Here is a 19,611-nt window from a genome sequence, read left to right as displayed (position 1 = left end):
TCGATGTAAGGAGCCGCTCATGCGCACCCGGCCCCGTCTCGCCCTGGTCACCGCCCTCCTGGCCCTGCTCGTCGGACTGGTCTGCGCACCGCAGGCCGGAGCGGCGGGCCGGGCGCCGGCGGCGGCCGGGGGCACCTTCCGCAATCCACTCAACACCGGACCCGACCCCTTCCTGGCCTACGCGAACGGGGCCTACCACCTCACCACCACCCAGGGCGACAGCATCCGGATGTGGCGCTCGCCCTCGCTGGCCACCCTCCTCGACGCCGACCCGATCACGGTCTGGACGGACACCGGCAGCACCCGCAACCAGCACATCTGGGCGCCGGAGTTCTACCGCTCCGGCAACCGCTGGTACCTCTACTACACCGCGGACGACGGCACGGACGACCACCACCGCCTCTACGTCCTGGAATCGGAGCGCGACGACCCGGCGGGCCCCTACCACTTCAAGGCCAAGCTCACCCCGCCCAACCACGCGGACGACTTCGCGATCGACCCCGGCATCCTGCAGCGCGACGGCCGTCTCTACCTCGCGTACAGCGGCATCAACGCATACCAGCACAACGGCCTGAACATCGCGCCGCTCGCCAACCCCTGGACCGTCTCGGGCGCCGCGAGCGCGATCGACGCCGCGGGGGGCTGCCCCGAGGTCCGCGAGGGTCCCGAGTTCCTGCACCGCAACGGCCGCACCTGGATGACGTACTCGACCTGCGACACCGGCAAGCCCGACTACCAGGTCTGGATGATGTCCCTGGCCGACGGGGCCGATCCGCTCGTCGCCGGCAACTGGAAGCAGCACGCCGGGCCGGTCTTCTCCCGCGCCGACGGCCACGGCGTCTTCGGCCCCGGGCACCACGCCTTCTTCACCTCCCCCGACGGCACTCAGGACTGGCTGATCTACCACGCCAAGACCACGTCGGTGAACACTTACAGCAACCGCACCACCCGGGCCCAGAAGATCAGTTGGAAGGCGGACGGCAGCCCCGACCTCGGCGTCCCGCTCGCCCTGGGCGCCACCCAGGACCTGCCCGCGGGCGACCCGGGCTCGGGCACCTACTGGATCAATGACGACGGCCGCTCCAGCGGCGCCGGCTCGGTCGCGTACACCGGCAGCTGGAACTCCGGGACGGGCTGCGCCGCCCAGTGCTTCTGGGGCGACGACCACTGGAGCGACCAAGCGGGCAACAGCGCGACCTACACCTTCACCGGCACCCGGATCGCCCTGCTCTCGGTCCGCGACACCGGCAACGGCATCGCGGCGATCAGCGTCGACGGCGGCCCCGAGCAGCGCGTGGACTACTACGGCGCGATCCGCACCGGGGAGACGCTGCAATACCTGAGCCCGCGTCTCGCACCCGGCACGCACACGGTGCGGGTCCGGGTGACCGGCGAGCGGAGCGGTGCGTCCGGGGCCGCGTTCGTGAGCGTCGACCGGGCCGAGGTCTACACCGACTGACGCCGCCCGCCCCGGGTCCGGGACGCCCGGTCCCGGACAGGTGAGCGAGCCGACAGCCGTCCGGGGGGACGGCGGGGCGGCCCGTCACCCCGGGCCCGCCGCGGGAGTTGAGGGATCGGATGCGCCCCGGCGACCTGCCGGGCGGGTGCGTCCGGGCGGCGGTCACGGCACTGTGCGGGTGTGTCCGAACGTGGCCGCCGCCTTCGCCGGGGACGGCGCCTTCGCCGGGGACGGCGCCCTCGCCGGGGACGGCGTCTTCGCTGGGGACGGCGGGGCACAGCGGCGGGCCCGCTCCGGTCACCGGAGCGGGCCCGCCGCCTGGAAGAGGGCTCCTGACTCAGCCGCGTACCGGCTCCAGCTCCCGGTCGTCCTCGGCGGAGGGGGCCGCCGCCAGGTCCTTCCGGAGCTTCTCGCCCTCGACGTCGACGTTGGGCAGCAGCCGGTCGAGCCAGCGGGGCAGCCACCAGGCGGCCTTGCCGAGCAGCGCCATGACCGCGGGCACGATCGCCATGCGGACCACGAAGGCGTCGAAGAGGACGGCGACGGCCAGACCGAAGCCCATCATCTTGATCATGTCGTCGTTCTCCATGATGAAGCCGGAGAAGACACTGATCATGATGATCGCGGCGGCGCCGACCACCCGGCCGCCGTGCCGGAACCCGGTGACGATCGCCTCGCCGGGCCGCGCTCCGTGGACATAGGCCTCCCGCATCCGCGTCACGAGGAAGACCTCGTAGTCCATGGCCAGGCCGAAGACCACGCCGATCATGAAGATCGGCATCATCGACATGATCGGGCCGGGCTGGTCGACGCCCACGATGTCGGCGAGCCAGCCCCACTGGAAGACCGCGACCACGGCGCCGAGCGCCGCCGCCACCGAGAGCAGGAAGCCGAGCGCCGCCTTGAGGGGGACCAGGATCGAGCGGAAGACCAGCATCAGCAGGAGGAAGGCGAGACCGACGACGAGCAGCAGGTAGGGCACGAGCGCGTCGTTCAGGGTCTGCGAGAAGTCGATCGTCATGGCCGTCTGCCCGGTGACGAGGACGTCCGCGCCGGTCTGCGCCTCCCAGCCGCCGGCCTCGGAGCGGATCGTCCTGACCAGTTCCTCGGTCGCGTGGTCGCTCGGGCCCGTGGTCGGCACCACGGACATGATGGCGGTGTCGCCCGCCTCGTTGACCTGCGCGGGGGCGACCGCGGCGACGCCGTCGACCTTGGCGAGCGAGGCACCGACCGACTTGGCGGCGGCCTCGGCGCCCCGGCCGTCGACGGTGACCGTCAGCGGGCCGTTGAACCCGGCGCCGAACGACTCGGACAGCATGTCGTACGCCTTGCGCTGCGTGCTGTCGGGGGCCGAGGAGCCCTCGTCGGGCAGGCCGAGTTCGAGGCTGGTGGCGGGGACCGCGATGGCGCCGAGTCCGAGGACGGCGACCAGCAGGACGGTCAGCGGGCGGCGCATCACGAAGCGGGACCAGCGGGTGCCCAGGTTGGGCTTGCCGGCCGCGGCGGCCTGCGCGGGGACGGCGGCCTTACGCTCCTTGCGGCGCAGCACCTTCTTGCCCGCGAAGCCGAGCAGCGCCGGGATCATGGTGAGGGCGATGACGACGGCGATGGCCACGGTCGCGGCCGCGGCGAGGCCCATCTTCGTCAGGATGGGGATGTTCACGACGGACAGGCCCGCGAGGGCGACGATGACGGTCAGGCCCGCGAAGACGACCGCGGAGCCCGCGGTGCCGACCGCGCGGCCCGCCGCCTCCTCGCCCGCGCGGCCCTCGGCTGTCTCGGCGCGGAAGCGGCTCACGATGAACAGGGCGTAGTCGATGCCGACCGCGAGGCCGATCATCATCGCCAGCGTGGACGTGGTGCTGGAGAGGTTGAGGACGCTGCCGAGCGCCGCGATGCCGGAGACGCCGATGCCGACACCGATGATCGCGGTGAGCAGCGGCATGCCGGCGGCGACCAGCGAGCCGAACGTGATGAGCAGGACGACCGCGGAGATCGCGATGCCGATCAGCTCGGCGCTGCCGCCCATCTCCTGGTCGGCCTGGACCGCGTCACCGCCGGACTCGACGGTGAAGCCCTGGGCGCGGGCGTCGTCGGTGGCCTTGGTGAGGGCGTCGTGGGCCGCGTCGGTCAGCTCGGTCGAGGCGACCTTGTAGGACACGGAGGCGTAGGCGGTGGTGCCGTCCTTGCTGACGGCGTTCGCCTTGAACGGGTCGGCGACCGAGGAGACCTGCGGGCCCCGGCCGAGCGCGGAGACCAGGTCCCGGACGTCGGCCTTGGGCGCGGGGTCGGTGAGCTTCTCGCCCTGCGGGGCGCGGATGACGACGCGGGCGGTCGCTCCCTCCGCGCCGGCCGCGGGGAACTTCTGCTCCAGCAGGTCGAAGGCCTTCTGCGCCTCGGTGCCGGGCATCGAGAACGAGTCGGCGGGCGGCGCGGGCGCGGCCGACGACGCGAAGCCGATCCCGCCGAGCAGCAGCACCCACAGCAGCGCCACATAGCGGCGGCGCCGGAAGGACAGCCGTCCGAGTCTGTACAGGAACGTAGCCACGGCGAAAGGGCTCCCGTCGGTTTCATGAGGGCGGCGGCGACCGCCCGGATGTGCGTCGTCGCACGTCAGGGTGGTCGGCAGGATCTGTTTCCATCGTCTCCGCTGCTTCCCGCCCGGGGGTAAGCCTCTGAGCCGGACTCCCGACCCGCGTTCGCGGTAGGCACGGGCGGCGGGTGTCATACCCGGGGAGGAGTCGTGTGTGATGCGTGTAGAACCCCGGGTGCAGGCGTTCGTGCGGCTCTGGGTGGAAAAGTGCAGGCAGGAGACGGTCAGAGCACCGCTCACAACACCCGCGCCAAGGTCGCCCCCTCACACCAATTCCCGCACCCACCGGGGATCCGGATTCGTGTGGGGGCGGTTCGTGACGACGACGGTCGGGACCGTCTCGTTGCCGGCGTTGGCCGCCCGGACCGCGGCCGCGCCCGCCGGGTCCCGCCAGATGTTCACCCAGTGCAGGCGGCGGGCCCGGCGGCCCAGCCGGAGGCGCAGGCGCAGGCAGTACGTGCAGCCGGGCCGCCAGTAGACGACGGGCCGGCCGTCGGCTGCGCTGCGCCGCCGCGCCTCCTCCGCGCCGATCGAGCGCGGGAAGACCAGCGGCGAGCACACCCCGGCCGGCACGAGGAACACCACCGCGTACGCCACGGCCGGCCCCGTGTCCCCCCGCAGGGCCGGGCCGGTCGTGGCGGCGGCGCCGCAGAGCAGCAGGACGATCGGCAGGATCCAGGCGCGCGTCATGATCCGCAGACTACGCGGCGGCCACCGGCCGGTCGGTGGCCCGGGGCGCGGCCTGCGCCGTCCTGCGCAGGGACGCGATGCCGATGAACACCATCGAGAACAGCCCGGCAAGGGCGAAGGCCGTGAAGCCCCAGTCGCCGTTGCCGGAGGCGAGCAGCCGGCCGCCGAGCCAGGGGCCGAAGACGGCGCCGAAGCGGCCCATGCCGGAGGTCCAGCCGACGGCGGTGGCGCGGCTCTCGGGGGCGGAGCGGATCGAGACCGTCGCGTAGATCATGGTCTGGGCGCTGTTGAGGAAGACACCGGCGAGGAAGACCACGACGAAGGTGAGGGCGAGCGGCATGTGGATGCTCAGCAGGTAGACGCCGGCCGCGGTGAGCAGGAACCAGATCGCGGAGATGCGCGGGGCGCCGAACCGGTCGGCGGCCCGGCCCGCGAGGAGCATGCCGATGATGCCGCCGAGGTTGAAGACGACGACGAACTGGAGGGAGGAGCCCAGGTCGTACCCTTCGGCGCGCATCAGTGTCGGCAGCCAGGTCGCGACCCCGTAGACGAGGAGCAGTCCGCCGAAGGAGGCCAGCCAGTACAGCAGGGTCTGGACCCACTGCTGGGCGCGGAACAGGTCCGTGAGCGGGTCCCAGCGGCCGGTGCCCGCGGGGCGGGGTGCCTTGATGGCCGGCAGTTCCACGTCGTACGCGGCCGACAGGCGCCGCGCCTCCTCGGTGCGGCCCCGGGCCAGGAGGAAGCTCAGGGACTCCGGCATGGCCTTGGCGATCACCGGCACGAACAGCAGCGGGATGACGCAGAACCAGAACGCCGCCCGCCAGCCGAGGGGTTCGACCACCCAGGTGGCCACGTACGCCGAGAGGATGCCGCCCGCGTGGTGCGCGGTCATCAGGCCGCCGACGATCAGGGCGCCGCGGCCGCGCGGGGCGTAGTCGGAGACCATCGTGATCGCGGTGGGCAGCAGGCCGCCGAGGCCGAGTCCGGCGAGGGTGCGGCCGAGGCCGAAGACCGCCACGTTCGGGGCCAGCGCGCAGAGTCCGGAGGCGAGCGAGAAGAGGGTGACGCAGCCGACCATCATCTTCTTGCGGCCGACGCGGTCGGAGACGGTGCCCGCGGTGAGGGCGCCGACCAGCATGCCGAACGTGGCGTAGCTGCCGAGGTCGCCGGCCCGGTCCGGGCCGAGGCCGAGCGCCTTCGTCTCCAGCATGTGCGGCAGCACGGAACCGTAGATGAACATGTCGAGGCCGTCGAAGAGGACGGCCAGCCAGCACAGGGCGAAGACCAGTCTGCCCATGCTGAGGCCGCGGCGCGCGGCCCGCGGGGTGGCGGAGGAGGACATCGTTGTTTCCTCTCGTCCGGGAGGGGATCCCTGGAGCGGTGGTGCGGGGACGACCGGCCGGCCGGTCGTGCGGCGGCCGGAGCGGGGGGTGTGAGCACGCTAGGAACCGGGGCGGCACTCCGTCAACACTTTTGTTGACAATCTTAGAAACAATTCGGCCCCGGGTGGACGGTGGCCGTCCGCCCGGGGCCGGAGCGCGCTCGCTCAGCCCCCGGCCGGGGGCGCCACGGGCGGCGTGCCGTGCGTGTGGAACGACTGGATCGTCTTCAGCCCCCAGGCCTGCCCCTTCGCACGCTCCGCCTCGGTCCAGGTGATGAGCGGCCAGTCGGGCGCGAACACCAGGCGGGAGACCGGGTTGCACAGCTCGATGCGGTTGCCGCCGGGCTCGTAGACGTAGAGGAAGAACGTCTGCTGGATGGCGTGCTTGTGCGGGCCCGTCTCGATGAAGACGCCGGAGTCGATGGCGAGGTCGGCGGCGCGCAGGATGTCCTCGCGGGTGTCGGTCGCGAAGGCGATGTGGTGCAGGCGGCCCTCGCTGCCGGTCCAGTCCTCGGTGTAGACGACGTCGTACGACTTGTCGGTGAAGGTCAGCCAGCGGGCCGCGACCCGGCCGGTGTCGAGCCGGATCTGCTCGGTGGGCCGGGCGCCGAGCACGTCCTGCTGGAACTCGGCGTTGGCGAGGACGTCGGCGGCCAGGAAGTTGACGTGGTCCAGGCGGCGGACGCCCACCCCCCGGTTCGGCTTGGCCTGCGGCTGGTTCTTCAGGGCCGGGCGCAGCGCGTCGGGGGCGCGGTAGTACTCGCTCTCCCAGTACAGGGCGTGCTCGTGGCCGTCCGGGTCGGTCGTGACGTACAGCTTGCCGATCCCTGGCTCGTCCTCGACCCACCGGCCGGTGCCGCCCGCCTCCTCCACGGCCTTCACCCGGCGCTGGAGCGCCTCCTCGCTGGAGGTGCGCAGGGCGAGCCGGCCGAGGCCGGGCCGGTCGCGGGCGGTGAGGACCAGGCTGTGGTGCTCGTAGTCGTCGAAGGTCCGCAGGTAGACCGAATCCCCGTCGCCCCCGTCGCCTCCGCCGCTCCCGCCCCTGGTGTGGCCGTTGACCGTGAGGCCGAGGAAGTCCGTGCAGAAGGCGACGCTGGCGTCCAGGTCGGGGGTGAACAGCTGGGCGTGGCCGACGTGGGCGATGTCGCCGAGGGGCGGAGTCATCGGGGACCTCCTGAGGAAGGTGTAGGCAGGGGGGAGGCGGCGGGCCGGGGGAAGACGGTGCCGTCGAAGAGGGTGCGGGCGGTGCGGAGCACGGCGGTGCGGCGGGCGCGCGGCAACCCGTCGGGGCCGGTGGTGAGGCTGCTCTCGATGTCCGTGTAGCCGGTGGGGTGTTCGATGCGCAGCCGGTCGCCGTCGGCGGGCCGCCGCGCGAGGGGCGCGGCCACGCCGCCCTCGATCCGCAGCCCGGCGGCCACGCTCGCCGCACCCAGGACACCGATGGCGGTGTGGCACCGTACGGGGATGAAGGTGCGGGTGGTGACGGCGCCGCCGCGCCGGGGCGGGGCGAGCAGGGTCAGCTTGGGCACGGTGGCCGCCGAGACGTCGCCGAGCCCCATCAACTCCCCCGCTGCGATGCGTAGTTCGCGCAGGCGCTCGGCTAGCTCGGTGTTCGCTTCCAGCTCCTGCGGGTCCTCGTCCCCGGTGACGTCCAGGGCCGCCGCGGGGACGAGCACGGTCGGCATGCCGTTGTCCACGCACGTGACGTCGAGGCCGGTGACCGTGTCGCGGACGCGGCCGGTGGGGAGCAACGGCCCCCTGCCGGGCGGGAAGGCGATGACGACCGGGGCCGCGGTGCCGGGGACGCCGGAGATCTCCGCGTCGCCGGTCGGGTCGGCGTGCCCGCCCGGGGTCGGAAACGTCGCCGTGGCGAGGTCCCCGGTGTTGACCATGCGGATGCGCACGGCCGTCTCCCGCGGTCCGGCCGCGACCAGGCCGCGCGCGAGGGCGAACGGGCCGACCCCGGCGAGGAGGTTGCCGCAGTTCTGCCCGTGCGACACCTCGGGGCTGTCGACGCCGACCTGGAGGAAGAGGTAGTCGACGTCGGCCGCGGGGTCCGTGGCGGGCGCGACGACCGCGACCTTGCTCGTCAGGGGGTGCGCGCCGCCGATCCCGTCGATCTGCCGCGGGTCGGGGCTGCCCATGATCCGCAGCAACAGGTCGTCGCGGGCGGCCCGTTCGGCGGGCAGGTCCGAGGCGAGGAAGTAGGCGCCCTTCGAGGTGCCGCCGCGCATCAGCGTGCAGCGCACCCCGGCGGGGGCGGTCACGACCCGGCTCCGGTGTGCTCCTCGTACGTGCGGTACTCGACTCCCAGGTCCGTCAGGGTCGCGCGCAACCCGTAGCGGTCCAGGCCCAGTTGGCCCTCCAGGAACGCGGCGCGGGTGGCGGCCTCCTTCTCCTCGCGGGCCCGGGACCTGTCGGCCGTCTCCCGCGCGCTCTCGCGGGGCACGACCACGACGCCGTCGTCGTCGGCGACGATCACGTCACCGGGGCGGACGGTCGCGCCGCCGAGCACGACGGGGACGTTGACGCTGCCGCCGGTCGCCTTGACCGTGCCCTGCGCGGACACGGCGGCGGACCAGGCGGGGAAGCCCATCGCGCGCAGCTCGGCGGTGTCGCGGACACCGGCGTCGGTGACGACGCCGCGCACGCCGCGCCGCTGGAGAGCGGTGGCGAAGAGTTCGCCGAACATGCCGTCCGTCGACGGGGACGTGGTGGTGACGACGAGGATGTCGCCCTCGCCGCACTGCTCGACCGCCGCGTGGATCATGAGGTTGTCGCCGGGCCAGGACAGGACCGTGACCGCGGTGCCCGCGATCCGGGTGTCCTGCTGGTTGGGGCGCAGGTGGTGGCCGAGGAGTCCGGTGCGGCCCCTCGCCTCGTGCACGGTGGCGACGCCGAAGGCGGCCAGCGCCGCCACGTCCCGCGGCGCGGCCTTGGGCGGGTCGGTGACGATGACGCCGGGCATCAGGCGAGCTCCTTCGCGATCTGCGGGAACGGGCGCATGTACGCCTCGGCCAGGGTGGTGTGCGGGAGCCCCAGGTTCGGTCCCGCGTTCCGCCTGAGCTGGACGCCGCGGCGCACGGCGAGGTCGGTGTAGTAGTCCCACAGGTGGCGCTGCGCGGCCAGGCACTCCATGGCGCGGCGCTTGGCCTGCCACACCTCGGTGATGTCGAGGAGCACCTCGGGCCGGAAGCCGCTCATCTCCGGCTGGTGCGGCTCGAAGAAGAAGACGGGCGGGGCGCCGATGATCTCGCCCTCGCCCGGGTAGCCGACGGCCTGCGCGAGGACGCGAGCTTCCAGGGCCATGCGGTTCGCGGCCGGGTGGTCGCCGTTGTAGGGGTCCTCCGCGGGGTGGGTGAGGACGACGTCGGGCTGGGTCTCGCGGTAGAGGGCCACGAGCCGGTCGGTCAGTTCGGCGGTGGCGAGGAGGGGGTAGTCGCCCGCGTCGAAGAAGCGGACGGCGGCGCCGAGTTCGGCCGCCGCGCGCTCGGCCTCGTCGCGGCGCAGCGCCTTGATCTCGTCGAGCCCGCGTCCCTCGCGCCAGGCCGTGGCGGACTCGCCGCGCTCGCCGAACGTGAGGCAGGCGATGGTGACCTTCTCGCCCCGGGAGGCGGCCAGGGCGATGGCGCCACCGGCCCGCCACACGAAGTCCCCGGCGTGGGCGGTGACCACCAGCGTCGATCGTGGTGGGGCGGCGGGCGCGTTGCCGTTGGTCATGCTGTGTCTCCTTGACTACGGGGGCGCGCCCGCCCGGGCGGCGTCAGCCGGCGCGCAAGGCGTCGATCACGCTGCCGAGGTGGGCGCGGACGGCCCGTTCGGCCGCCTGTGGATCCCTGGCGCGGATCGCCTCGATCACGGCCAGGTGTTCACTCAGGGACTGCTGCGGACGCCCCGGACGAAGCGCCAACTGGAAGCGGTGGCGCACCAGTTGGGCGTTGAGCCGCTCCAGGAGACCGACGGCCGTGCGCTGGCCGGAGATGTCCCGGATGCGAGCGTGCAGGTCGTGGTTGAGCTCGGAGTAGGAGAGCGGATCGCCGTCGGCGACCGCCTTGGACATGGCGGCGCCCAGGTCGGACAGCTCATCGAGCTGCGCTTCGGTGGCGTCCACCGCGGCCTTGGCCGCGCACAGCCCTTCGAGCGCCATCCGGCACTCCGTGATCTCCACGGCCTCCTCGACCGTGACCACGCGCACTCGCGATCCGCGGTTGCGGATCCGCTCGACCAGCCCCTCGGCGGCGAGGTCGAGCAGGGCCGCCCGGATGCTCGCGCGGGTGACGTCGTACTGCTCGGCGAGCTCGTTCTCCACCAGCCGCTGGGCCGGTGACATCTCGCCGCGCAGGATCGCCTGCCTGAGCCGCTCCAACGCGTACTGCTTGGCCTGCTCTCCGGAGCCTGGACGGGCTTCCTTCGGCATCTGCCCTCCCTGAGTGAGTGCCTGTCGACGCTAAATCTAGGCCAACAAGATTGTCAACGATTTTGTTTGCACATGTCGGCCGCAGAGGGCGGCGGAGGCGCCGGGGAGAGCGGGGAGGTCAGGGACGAAACCGGGGGTCGGCCGGGGCGGCGGGCGGTTCGCTCCACGGAGCCTCGGGCGACTCCAGGGCGGCCCGCAGCGCGGCGACGGCCCCCTGCCCGACCCGGTCGGCCAGTTCGGCCTCCAGGCGGCCGAGCGCGCGGCGCGCGCGGTCATGGGCGTGCAGTCCGGCAGGCGTGCGCCGGATCAGCCGCTGCCGCGCCGACGACGGGTCCGGGACCTGCTCCAGCAGTCCGGCGGCGACCAGGAAGTGCACTGCCTGGTGCACGGTCTGCCGCGTCACGCCGGTCCGCCGGGCCAGCTCCGCCACGGTGGTGCCGTCCTCGTCGAGCGCGGCGAACAGCTGCACCTGCGGCGGCGTCACGGCCGGCACGCCCTCGGCCTCCAGCGCCGCGAGCATCCCGTCCTCGAACCAGCGCCTGGCCTCGCCCAGCAGTTGCGGCAGGTCCCGCCCGCTCCGCGTCATCGCTTCCCTCGCCCTCCCGCTCATGGCCCCGGTCAGGGCACTTGCCCACCGCGCGGCAGACATGTCAGGCTACCTGACATTGCCCGTCAGGCAGCCTGACAGAGGAGGCGCGCACGTCATGACCATCGAGTTCGCGACACGCTACCGGGACGCGTCCCGCATCCCGGCCGAGCCGGGCACCCCGTACGTCATCGAGAAGGGCGAGGGCGACCGGGCCCACCTCTTCGGCGACCTCATCACCGTCTACGCGGGCGGCGAGCAGACCGAGAACACCTTCAACTTCTTCACCTGCGAAGGCCCCAAGGGCGACATCATCCCGGCGCACCTGCACGCGGACACCTACGAGGTCTTCTACGTGACCCAGGGCGCGGTCCGCCTCTTCGTCGAGGACACCGCGGGCGAGCAGAGCGAACGGCTGCTCACCCCGGGCGACTTCGGCTTCGTACCGAAGAACTGCCCGCACGCCTACCGCATGGAGCGCCACCACACGCAGATCGTCGGCGTCGCGGCCGGGCCCGGCGGCACCTTCGAGCGGTTCTTCGAGAGCCTCGGCACCCCGGCCGAGGGGCACGGCCTGCCGCACCGGCCGTTCGTCCCCGAGCCGCACAAGTTCGCCACCGTGCCCCGGACGTACGATGTCCGCTTCCTGCCCGACCAGGAGTGGAGGACCGCATGACACCGGCCGAGCTGCTGGGGCTGATCGCCGCCCCGCACCCGGACGTCGCCCCGCTGCCGCCGGCCACCGCGCGCCCGGCCGGGGTCCGGACGCTGCGAGGTGTCCCGTACGGCGTCGTGGAGGGCGGCCGGCCGCTGGAACTGGACCTGTGGCTGCCCGGACCGGAGACCGGACGCCCCGCGCCCCTGGTGCTGTTCGCGCACGGCGGGGCGTGGCGGCGCGGGCGCCGCGACGACCTCGGGGTGCGCACCCGGGCCTGGCAGCCCGGCCCCTTCGAGCGGATCGCCGCGGCCGGCCTCGCCGTCGCCTGCGTCGACTACCGGCTCAGCGGCGAGGCCACCTTCCCGGCACCGCTGGAGGACCTGCGCGCCGCGCTGCGCTGGCTCGGGCTGCGCGCCGGGGAACTCGGCGTCGACACCGGGCGCACCGTCGTGTGGGGCGAGTCCGCGGGCGGCCACCTCGCCTCGCTGCTCGCCCTCACCCACACCGAGCCGGCGCTCGCGGGCGCCGTCATCTGGTACGGGCCCGCGGACCTGGTCACGCCCCGGCCGCCGTTCGACCCCGCGAGCCCGGCCACCATGGAGGCGCTGCTGCTGGGCGCGGCGCCCGCGGCCGTCCCCGAACTGGCCGCCGCCGCGAGCCCCGTCCGGCAGGCGCATCCGGGCGCGCCGCCGTTCCTCGTCGTGCACGGCGAGGAGGACGTCATGGTGCCGTGCGGGCACGGGCGGGAGCTGGCGGCGGCGCTGCGCGCCGCCGGTGCCCCGGTCGAGCTGCGGACGGTGCCGGGGGCGAACCACGGCTGGGTCGGTCTCCCCGAGGAGGGCGTGGAGGAGATCTTCACGGCCTCCCTGGAGTTCGTCCGCACGCTCTGCTGATCTCTTTGCCGGGCGCCGAAGTGCTGGCAGATTGGGCGCACGGGGCCGGTCGTACGGTTCCGGCCCCGCTTCAGGCCTTCCTTCCGGGACTTCGATGACGAGGTGTGTGATGAGCCCGCAGTTCGGCGACTACCAGTACGAGATCTACCTCGACGGACTGCGGGGTGTCGTCCCCGCCCTGCCGATGGCGTTCGAGGCCCTGGAGGAGCGGGCGCGGGCGGCGCTGCCCCCGTCCGTGTGGTCGTACGTGGCGGGCGGCGCGGGCGACGAGCAGACGCAGCGGGCCAATGTGCGGGCGTTCGAGCGGTACGGCCTGGTGCCGCGCATGATGGTCGGCGCCACACAGCGCGACCTGTCCGTGGACCTGTTCGGGCACCGCCTGGCCTCGCCGCTGTTCATGGCGCCGGTCGGGGTGATCGGGCTGTGCGCCCAGGACGGGCACGGGGACCTGGCGACGGCCCGGGCCGCGGCGCGCACCGGGGTGCCGATGGTCGCCTCGACGCTGTCGGTGGACCCGCTGGAGGACGTGGCCGCGGAGTTCGGCGGGACGCCGGGCTTCTTCCAGCTGTACACCCCCACCGACCGGGAGCTCGCCGAGAGCCTCGTCAAGCGGGCCGAGGCCGCGGGCTACAAGGGCATCGTCGTCACGCTCGACACCTGGGTCACCGGCTGGCGCCCGCGCGACCTGTCGACCTCGAACTTCCCGCAGCTGCGCGGCCATTGCCTGGCCAACTACACCTCGGACCCGCGGTTCCGCTCCCTGGTCCCGAGCGATGACCCGATGGACACCGTCTCCACCTGGGTCGGCGTCTTCGGCGCCCCTCTCACCTGGGACGACCTCCCGTGGCTGCGGTCCCTCACCGATCTCCCGCTGATCCTCAAGGGCCTGTGCCACCCCGAGGACGTGCGCCGGGCCCGGGACGGCGGGGTCGACGGCGTCTACTGCTCCAACCACGGCGGCCGCCAGGCCAACGGCGGCCTGCCCGCGCTCGACGCGCTGCCCGGCGTCGTCGAGGCCGCGGACGGTCTGCCGGTCCTCTTCGACTCCGGTGTCCGCTCGGGCGCCGACGTCGTCAAGGCCCTCGCCCTGGGCGCGACGGCGGTCGGCGTCGGCCGCCCGTACGCCTACGGCCTGGCGGCGGGCGGGGAGGACGGCCTCGTCCACGTCCTGCGCACGCTGCTGGCGGAGGCGGACCTGCTGATGGCGGTGGACGGCTATCCGACCCTGGCGGATCTGACACCGGAGGCGCTGGTTCCCGTGCGGGGGTACTGACCGGCCGCCGCGGTCATTCTCCTGGGCACGGTGGTACGCCTCTACGTCTGCCTGCGTGCGGACGGGGCGCTTGGCGGCGCCGCGCGACGGCGGCGCTTGGCGGCGCCGCGCGACGGCGGCGCTTGGCGGCGCCGGGTCACGGTCAGCCGTCCGCCTTCAGGTGCGTGAGCAGCTCGGTCGTCGCTGCCCAGGAGAACTCCCCCGCCGCGAACCGTACGCCCATCGCCCGCAGTCGCCGGACGCTGTCCTGGTAAGCGGGGTGCCGGGCGAGCTGGGCGTTCACGCAGGGTGCGGCGGCGGTCGGGGTGCCCGCGCCGTAGGCCTCGCAGAGCGTGGCCGCGGCGAGGGTGTCGGCGATGCCCGCGGCCCACTTGTTGAGCGTGTTGAAGGTGGCGGGTGCGACGACGATCGCGTCCGCCGGCGGGAACGGGCGGGGTGTGGCGGGGGTGCGCCAGGCGGAGCGGACCGGGCGGCCGGTGCGCTCCTCGACCGCGGTGCGGTCGAAGAAGCCGCCGAGCGCGGTGGGGGTCGCGATCACCCCGGCCTCCCAGCCCGCGGCCTGGGCGTCCGCGACGAAGGCCTCGACGCCGTCGGCGGCCCCGGCCGCGCACACGACGACGTACAGGAAGGGTGCGGTGGGGTCAGCCACGGGTCACCGCCTCGATCAGCGCCGTGAGACACGCCGCGGCCTTCGCCAGGCCGTCGTGCGGGGTGACGGGCTCGTGGAGGTAGACGTCGCGGCGCAGCTCCAGCATGAGGGCGCTGACGCGGGTGTCCTCGCCGTAGTGCCGCAAGGGAACGTAGGCACCGGAGAAGGGCGTGTTCAGAGCGGTTTCGCCGAGGGGGGCGAACGCCTCGCGGGCCAGGGCGAGCAGGGTGTCCGGGGTGTGGACGGGGTCGGTGCCGAGGCAGACGGGCGGGCGCGGGTCCGTGCCGTGCAGCTCGTAGGGCAGCGCGCGGCTCGGGTAGGAGTGGACGTCGATGATGACGGCGCGGCCCGTCGCCGCGAGGCGGTCGTCGACGGCCCGCGTCATCGCCCGCGCGTAGGGGTGGAAGTACGTGGTGAGGAGCGCGGCCTCGTCCGCGGGCGGTTCGGGCCGCAGGGGCGTGCGCCCGGAGGTGCGGGTGTACACGGCCCCCATGCCCACCGCACGCATCTCCTCGCGCTCGTCGGGAAACCGCTCGGGGTCGACGACCAGCCGGGACCGCTCGTTGACGAACCGCCACGGCGGCACGGCCGCGCCCGCCGCGGCCCGCTCCGCGAGCTCCTGGGTGTGGGCGTCGGTGAGCAGGTCCAACTCCCTTGTCAGGGCGGCCTCGTCGAGCAGGAGCCCGGCCCGGACGGTGGCGGGGACGGTGCGGGAGCCGTGCGGCACATGGAGGAGGACCGGCGAGGCCGGGTCGCCCGCCAGGAGGCGGTGGGCGGGGCCGTCCCCGCGCGCGGAAGTGTCCGTGGTGTGCATGGGCACACTCTCCCCCGCGCGCCGGGCGCCGTCACAGGCCGGGGTCGCAGCAGCCGTCCTTCCTCATGTGGCGGCCCACCTCCAGCCAGTCGTCGTGCGCCCCGGCGGCGCGGGCCCCGGCGGTCACCGGGTCGACCGCGCCGACCAGGTCCGCCTGGTGGTGGGCGATGCCACCCCGCAGCACGGAGGTCGTCCTGACGAGGCTGTCGAAGTCGGTGAAGGGGTCGCCGTCGACAAAGGTGAGGTCGGCGAGTTTGCCTTCCTCCACAGTGCCCAGGTCCCGGTCCGCCCCGAAGACCCGCGCGGGCAGCACGGTCGCGGTGCGCAGGACCGCCGCCGGGGAGAGGCCGCCGCGGTGCAGCGCGCGCAGGGCCAGGTGGAGGTGGAGGCCGACCGGAACCAGCGGCTGGTCGGTGCCGAGGGCGACCAGGCCGCCGTCGGCGAGGATGCTCCGGTAGATGCCGGTCTCCCGGTCCAGCGTGGCGAGTTGGGCGGCGGTGGGCGGCGACGCGGCCAGTTCGTCGACGAGGGCGCTGTCCCAGGGCGGCATCAGCCTGGTGACGCGTGGGTCTTCCGCGAGCGCGGGGTCCGCGCCGAGCAGCGCCGCGGCGGTGAACGGCGTCGCGACGAGGTGGAACCCGGCCCGCGTGTAGATCTGCCGCACGTCCTGCCCGGCGCGTCCGCTCGCGGTCGTGGCGTGCCCGAACTCCAGGCGCTGGGTCGCTTGCAGATGGGTCGTCAGGTCCTGGCCCAGCTGCACACCAGGGGTGCAGAGGCGGCTTCCGCTGCGGACGCCGAGCCGCTCGTGCGCGAAGCGTGCCGCCTCCGCCATCACCCAACCGGGGGCGCGGACATAGGTCTTGACGAAGTCCCAGTCGAGCGCGGCGGCCCGGTCGAGGGAGCGGCGCAGGCCCGCGCGGGTGCGGTGGGCGCGGCCCATGCTGTACGCGACGCGGGCGCCGTCGAGGAGTTCGCCGGTGGCCAGGAGCCGGGGCCCGGCGAGCGCTCCCGCGTCGGTGGCCTCCCGGATCCGGGCCTGTTCGTAGGCGAATCCGCCCAGGGAGACCGCGGTGGTGATCCCGTACGCGAGTTGCAGCGTGGTCTGGCGGGCGCCGTAGGTGGACTGCCAGGGGTGGGTGTGGGAGTCCCACAGACCCGGCAGGACCGTGCGGTCCGAGGCGTCGACGCGCCGGCGGGCGCGGCGCGTGCCGCCGGTCCGGTGCGGCCCCACCGCGACGATCCGCCCGCGTTCGACGGTGATGTCGGCGTCGTCGCGCACGGAGCCGTCGGTGCCGTCGGTGCCGTCGGTGCCGTCGGTGCCGTCCCACAGTCGCCCGGCGTGCACGACCGTGTCGGCGGGGCGGGGGCGGCGCTGGTCGAGCGGGACCCGGACCGTGCGGGCGGTGCCGCGCGCGACGTCCAGGAGCCGGAGCCGGCCGGCCGAGAGGTAGAGCAGGCTCCGGCCGTCGGCGGCCCAGCTCGGGTGGTCCGCGGCCTCCTCGGTGACCTGGCGGGGCGGGCCCGCGGGGGCGCCGTCGGGGTGGACGGGGAGCAGCCACAGCGCGGACTCGACGACGACGGCCATGGTGCGGCCGTCGGGGGACCAGGCGGGCCCGGAGTCGTAGCGGTCGGCCAGGGAGACGTGCGGGGCGACGGCGTGCAGCACCGTCTCGCCGCCGGCGGTGTCGACGACCCGGATCAGGTTGAGGCCCTCGCGGAAGCGCTGGTTGAGGCGGCCGCGGTCGCACAGGGCGACGTAGCGGCCGTCGGGTGACCAGCAGGGCCGGCCGGGCAGGCCGCCGCTGCCCAGCGGTCGCGCGAGGACGCGGTCGGTCGCCGCGGCCAGGTCGCGGACGACGAGGTTGCCCGACATGTCCAGGCAGGCGAGGCGGGTGCCGTCCGGGGAGAGCGCGGGGAAGACCCGGCCGCCCTCGGCGAGCACGGTCTCCTCCCCGGTGGCGAGGGTGTGGCGGCGCACGGCGAACAGGCCCGCGCGATCGTCGGCGTAGACGATCCCCGTGCCGTCAGGGGTCCAGGAAGGGGCCAGGACGTACCGGGTCGCGGGGGCCCGGACGACGCGGCGCGGCGGGCGTCCGCCCGATGTGGCGCCCACCCAGAGGGAGTTGAGGGCGGCGAAGGCGACGGAGCGGCCGTCGGGCGACAGAGCGGGCAGGTGCGCGGAGCGGACCGGCCGCACTCCCCCGGGCTCGAAGTCGTGGCGCTTGACGCGGTATCGGGGCCGGTCGACGGTGTGCCGCGCGACGAAGCGGATCTGTTCGGCGTCCTCGGGCGCGGTGGGCCGCACGATGCGGAACGTGCCGTCCACGGTGAGGAGCAGGCCGTCGTCGCCGGTCCAGCGCGGCGGCACCGGAGCGATGTCGCCGGGTACGGCGACGGGTTCGCCGTCGACGACGAGGGTGCAGCTCGCGGCGGGCGCCGGGGTGGTCCGCAGGTGGGCGAGGCGACCGCGCGGCGAGAGGGCGGGCGTCATGACCTGGGCACCGGAGGTGTCGGTGTGCTCGGTGGTGACGGGCCCGGCGCCGTCCGCGCCGACCGAGGCGAGGGTCGACGCCTGGAGGGTGCCGGCCGCCGTGACGACGCCGCGGACGAACACCACGCGCGCGCCGTCCGGCGACCAGGTCGGGTCGAAGTCCTCCCAGGCGCCGCCCTGTCCGGGTCCCGGCTGCCCCGGCAGGCCCGTCAGCCGGGTGAGCGTCCCGTGGCGCACGTCGACGGCCCAGATGCGGTACGGGGTGCCGGTCACCGGGTCGCCGCCGTGCTCGGAGGCGAACGCCACCCGGGTGCCGTCCGGGGACCAGGCCGGGCCGCGGTCGTCCCACGGGCCGTCGGTCAGCTGCCGGGGCGTGCCTCCGTCGGCGTCCAGCAGCCACAGGTGGAAGCCGCCGCCCCGGTAGGCGCTGACGACGATCCGGGTGCCGTCCGGGCTGAACTGCGGCCGGGTCGGCTCCAGTTCGGGGGTGGTGAGCGCGGTCGCGGGGCCGCCCGTGCGGGGGATCGACCACAGGACGTTCTGGACCTCGGCGACCAGGCGGTCGCCGGACGGGGCGAGGGTGGCGGCGCCGTTGGTTGCGGCGGTGAGAGTGAGGGTGGCGGGCCGGGCGGGGGTCGCTGTGGCGGGCGCGACGGGCGGGGCAGCCGTGGCGGGCGGGGCGAGGGCGGTGCCGGCGGCGACGGTGGCGGCGGTTGCCGTGGTGGTCTGCAGGAAGTGGCGGCGGGAGATGCCGGGTCCGAGGGGACGGTTGGTGTCCATGGGGCTCCCTAGGCACGGGGGTGTGCGGGACCGGGTATAGCGGGGCCGGGTGTGTGCGGGGCCGGGTGTGCGCGGGACACGGCGTGCGGGGCCGGGTGTGCGTAAGTCGGAGGAGGGGGGCGGGGCGGGGTTGGGCGCACAGCAACTTACGGGCTGGGGCCGCGGAACGGTTCCGGCTCGCGGGATGTCGGCCGGAACGTGCGGTGTCTTGCGTCCGGGTGGTCCTCGCCCGGGGGGCGGGGCGGGCCTCGGGGGGGCGGAGGCCCGGGCGGGGCTGCCCCGGCGCCGGGGTCCTGGTGCCGGAGGGCAGTTCTCTGGCTGTCCGCCGTGGGGCTTCTCGCGCCGTTCCCCGCGCCCCTGGAGCATGCGGCTTCGCCGCAGCCCCATGGGCCCGATGAGTGGGGGCACGAAATGCGCCCCTCGCCCGGGTCCTGGTGCCGGGCCCCGCTACCAGCGGGGCGAGGCCCCGGGAATATGCCGGGTGCTCCCTTTCGTTGACGGCCGCGAAGGAGGCAACCGTGGAGCAGAAGTACTACACGCACGGGACGGCCGCGGAGCGCTGGGAGCGGGCGCGGCAGTTCTTCGACGCCAAGGAGTTCACCACCGCCGCGGGCATCCTGGACGGTCTCGTCGAGGAGGTCCCGGAGCAGGTGGGACCGCGTCTGCTGCTCGCCCGTTCCTACTACCACTCCGCCCAACTCCGGCGCGCGGAGAACCAGTTGCGGATCATCGTGGAGCGCGACCCGGTCGAGGGGTACGCCCGGCTGATGCTCGGCCGGACGCTGGAGCGCCAGGGCCGCGACGCGGAGGCGACCCCGCATCTGCGGATGGCGGCGGCGCTGGCCGGGGAGTTCCCGGAGGAGTAAGGACGGGTGGCCGGGGTGTCCCGGGACAGCCGCTCACAAACGGGCCCGGCGCCCCGGCCGA

17 protein-coding genes are annotated in these 19,611 nt (G+C 74.3%); 5 read left to right on the top strand and 12 right to left on the bottom strand.

Features of this window, described 5'->3' with window-relative positions:
• Positions 1-19 precede the first annotated feature (19 nt).
• Complete coding sequence (locus ACIBW6_RS01985; RefSeq protein ID WP_399055511.1) at positions 20-1,459, top strand: family 43 glycosylhydrolase; 1,440 nt, start codon at positions 20-22, stop codon at positions 1,457-1,459.
• A gap of 337 nt (positions 1,460-1,796) precedes the next feature.
• Here ACIBW6_RS01985 and ACIBW6_RS01980 read toward each other — a convergent pair whose 3' ends face one another.
• The 9 genes from ACIBW6_RS01980 to ACIBW6_RS01940 form a co-directional block, all read right to left on the bottom strand.
• Entirely contained in the window at positions 1,797-4,007 is a 2,211-nt protein-coding gene (locus ACIBW6_RS01980) for an MMPL family transporter (RefSeq protein ID WP_399055509.1), read from the bottom strand.
• Positions 4,008-4,316: 309 nt separating this feature from the next.
• Positions 4,317-4,742 carry a glutaredoxin domain-containing protein gene (locus tag ACIBW6_RS01975; protein WP_399055507.1) on the bottom strand — a complete coding sequence of 142 codons (426 nt, stop codon included), beginning with the start codon at positions 4,740-4,742 and terminating at the stop codon, positions 4,317-4,319.
• 10 nt (positions 4,743-4,752) lie between these two features.
• A complete protein-coding gene (locus ACIBW6_RS01970; protein ID WP_399055505.1) occupies positions 4,753-6,084 on the bottom strand; it encodes an MFS transporter in 1,332 nt (443 codons plus the stop codon).
• 204 nt (positions 6,085-6,288) lie between these two features.
• Complete coding sequence (locus ACIBW6_RS01965; RefSeq protein ID WP_399055502.1) at positions 6,289-7,287, bottom strand: VOC family protein; 999 nt, start codon at positions 7,285-7,287, stop codon at positions 6,289-6,291.
• Positions 7,284-8,390: a 4-oxalomesaconate tautomerase gene (locus tag ACIBW6_RS01960; RefSeq protein ID WP_399055500.1), complete on the bottom strand. Its 1,107-nt coding sequence runs from the start codon at positions 8,388-8,390 to the stop codon at positions 7,284-7,286. The genes ACIBW6_RS01965 and ACIBW6_RS01960 overlap by 4 nt, the downstream gene beginning before the upstream one ends.
• Entirely contained in the window at positions 8,387-9,091 is a 705-nt protein-coding gene (locus ACIBW6_RS01955) for a 4-carboxy-4-hydroxy-2-oxoadipate aldolase/oxaloacetate decarboxylase (RefSeq protein WP_399055498.1), read from the bottom strand. The genes ACIBW6_RS01960 and ACIBW6_RS01955 overlap by 4 nt, the downstream gene beginning before the upstream one ends.
• Positions 9,091-9,843: a PIG-L deacetylase family protein gene (locus ACIBW6_RS01950; protein ID WP_399055496.1), complete on the bottom strand. Its 753-nt coding sequence runs from the start codon at positions 9,841-9,843 to the stop codon at positions 9,091-9,093. The genes ACIBW6_RS01955 and ACIBW6_RS01950 overlap by 1 nt, the downstream gene beginning before the upstream one ends.
• Before the next feature lie 43 nt (positions 9,844-9,886).
• The gene (locus ACIBW6_RS01945; protein ID WP_399055494.1) at positions 9,887-10,540 is read right to left on the bottom strand and encodes a GntR family transcriptional regulator; all 654 of its coding nucleotides are present in this window, start codon (positions 10,538-10,540) and stop codon (positions 9,887-9,889) included.
• A 118-nt stretch (positions 10,541-10,658) separates the two neighbouring features.
• A complete protein-coding gene (locus ACIBW6_RS01940; RefSeq protein ID WP_399055492.1) occupies positions 10,659-11,126 on the bottom strand; it encodes a MarR family winged helix-turn-helix transcriptional regulator in 468 nt (155 codons plus the stop codon).
• Positions 11,127-11,244: 118 nt separating this feature from the next.
• On the opposite strand from ACIBW6_RS01940, the gene ACIBW6_RS01935 reads away from it, so the two are divergent.
• The 3 genes from ACIBW6_RS01935 to ACIBW6_RS01925 all read left to right on the top strand — a co-directional run bounded on the left by ACIBW6_RS01935 (position 11,245) and on the right by ACIBW6_RS01925 (position 13,950).
• Entirely contained in the window at positions 11,245-11,802 is a 558-nt protein-coding gene (locus ACIBW6_RS01935) for a quercetin 2,3-dioxygenase (RefSeq protein ID WP_399055490.1), read from the top strand.
• Entirely contained in the window at positions 11,799-12,677 is an 879-nt protein-coding gene (locus ACIBW6_RS01930; protein ID WP_399055488.1) for an alpha/beta hydrolase fold domain-containing protein, read from the top strand. The genes ACIBW6_RS01935 and ACIBW6_RS01930 overlap by 4 nt, the downstream gene beginning before the upstream one ends.
• Before the next feature lie 109 nt (positions 12,678-12,786).
• A complete protein-coding gene (locus ACIBW6_RS01925) occupies positions 12,787-13,950 on the top strand; it encodes an alpha-hydroxy-acid oxidizing protein (protein WP_399055486.1) in 1,164 nt (387 codons plus the stop codon).
• Between the two features lie 142 nt (positions 13,951-14,092).
• Here ACIBW6_RS01925 and ACIBW6_RS01920 read toward each other — a convergent pair whose 3' ends face one another.
• Genes ACIBW6_RS01920 through ACIBW6_RS01910 form a run of 3 tightly spaced genes read right to left on the bottom strand, consistent with a single transcriptional unit; the run spans position 14,093 to position 18,684 of the window.
• Entirely contained in the window at positions 14,093-14,599 is a 507-nt protein-coding gene (locus ACIBW6_RS01920; RefSeq protein ID WP_399055483.1) for a flavoprotein, read from the bottom strand.
• Positions 14,592-15,413, bottom strand: a complete 822-nt coding sequence (locus ACIBW6_RS01915) for an N-formylglutamate amidohydrolase (RefSeq protein WP_399055481.1) — start codon at positions 15,411-15,413, stop codon at positions 14,592-14,594. The genes ACIBW6_RS01920 and ACIBW6_RS01915 overlap by 8 nt, the downstream gene beginning before the upstream one ends.
• A 31-nt stretch (positions 15,414-15,444) precedes the next feature.
• Positions 15,445-18,684, bottom strand: coding sequence for an amidohydrolase family protein (locus tag ACIBW6_RS01910; protein ID WP_399055479.1), 3,240 nt, complete (start codon positions 18,682-18,684; stop codon positions 15,445-15,447).
• 518 nt (positions 18,685-19,202) lie between these two features.
• Between ACIBW6_RS01910 and ACIBW6_RS01905 the strand changes: the two genes are divergently transcribed.
• Complete coding sequence (locus tag ACIBW6_RS01905; protein ID WP_399055477.1) at positions 19,203-19,550, top strand: tetratricopeptide repeat protein; 348 nt, start codon at positions 19,203-19,205, stop codon at positions 19,548-19,550.
• Positions 19,551-19,611 lie beyond the last annotated feature (61 nt).

This window comes from Streptomyces sp. NPDC049813 (assembly GCF_044465085.1).
Lineage (GTDB): Bacteria > Actinomycetota > Actinomycetes > Streptomycetales > Streptomycetaceae > Streptomyces.
Note: the sequence above shows the minus strand (reverse complement) of the source record. Positions and strands in the feature narration are given on the sequence as shown.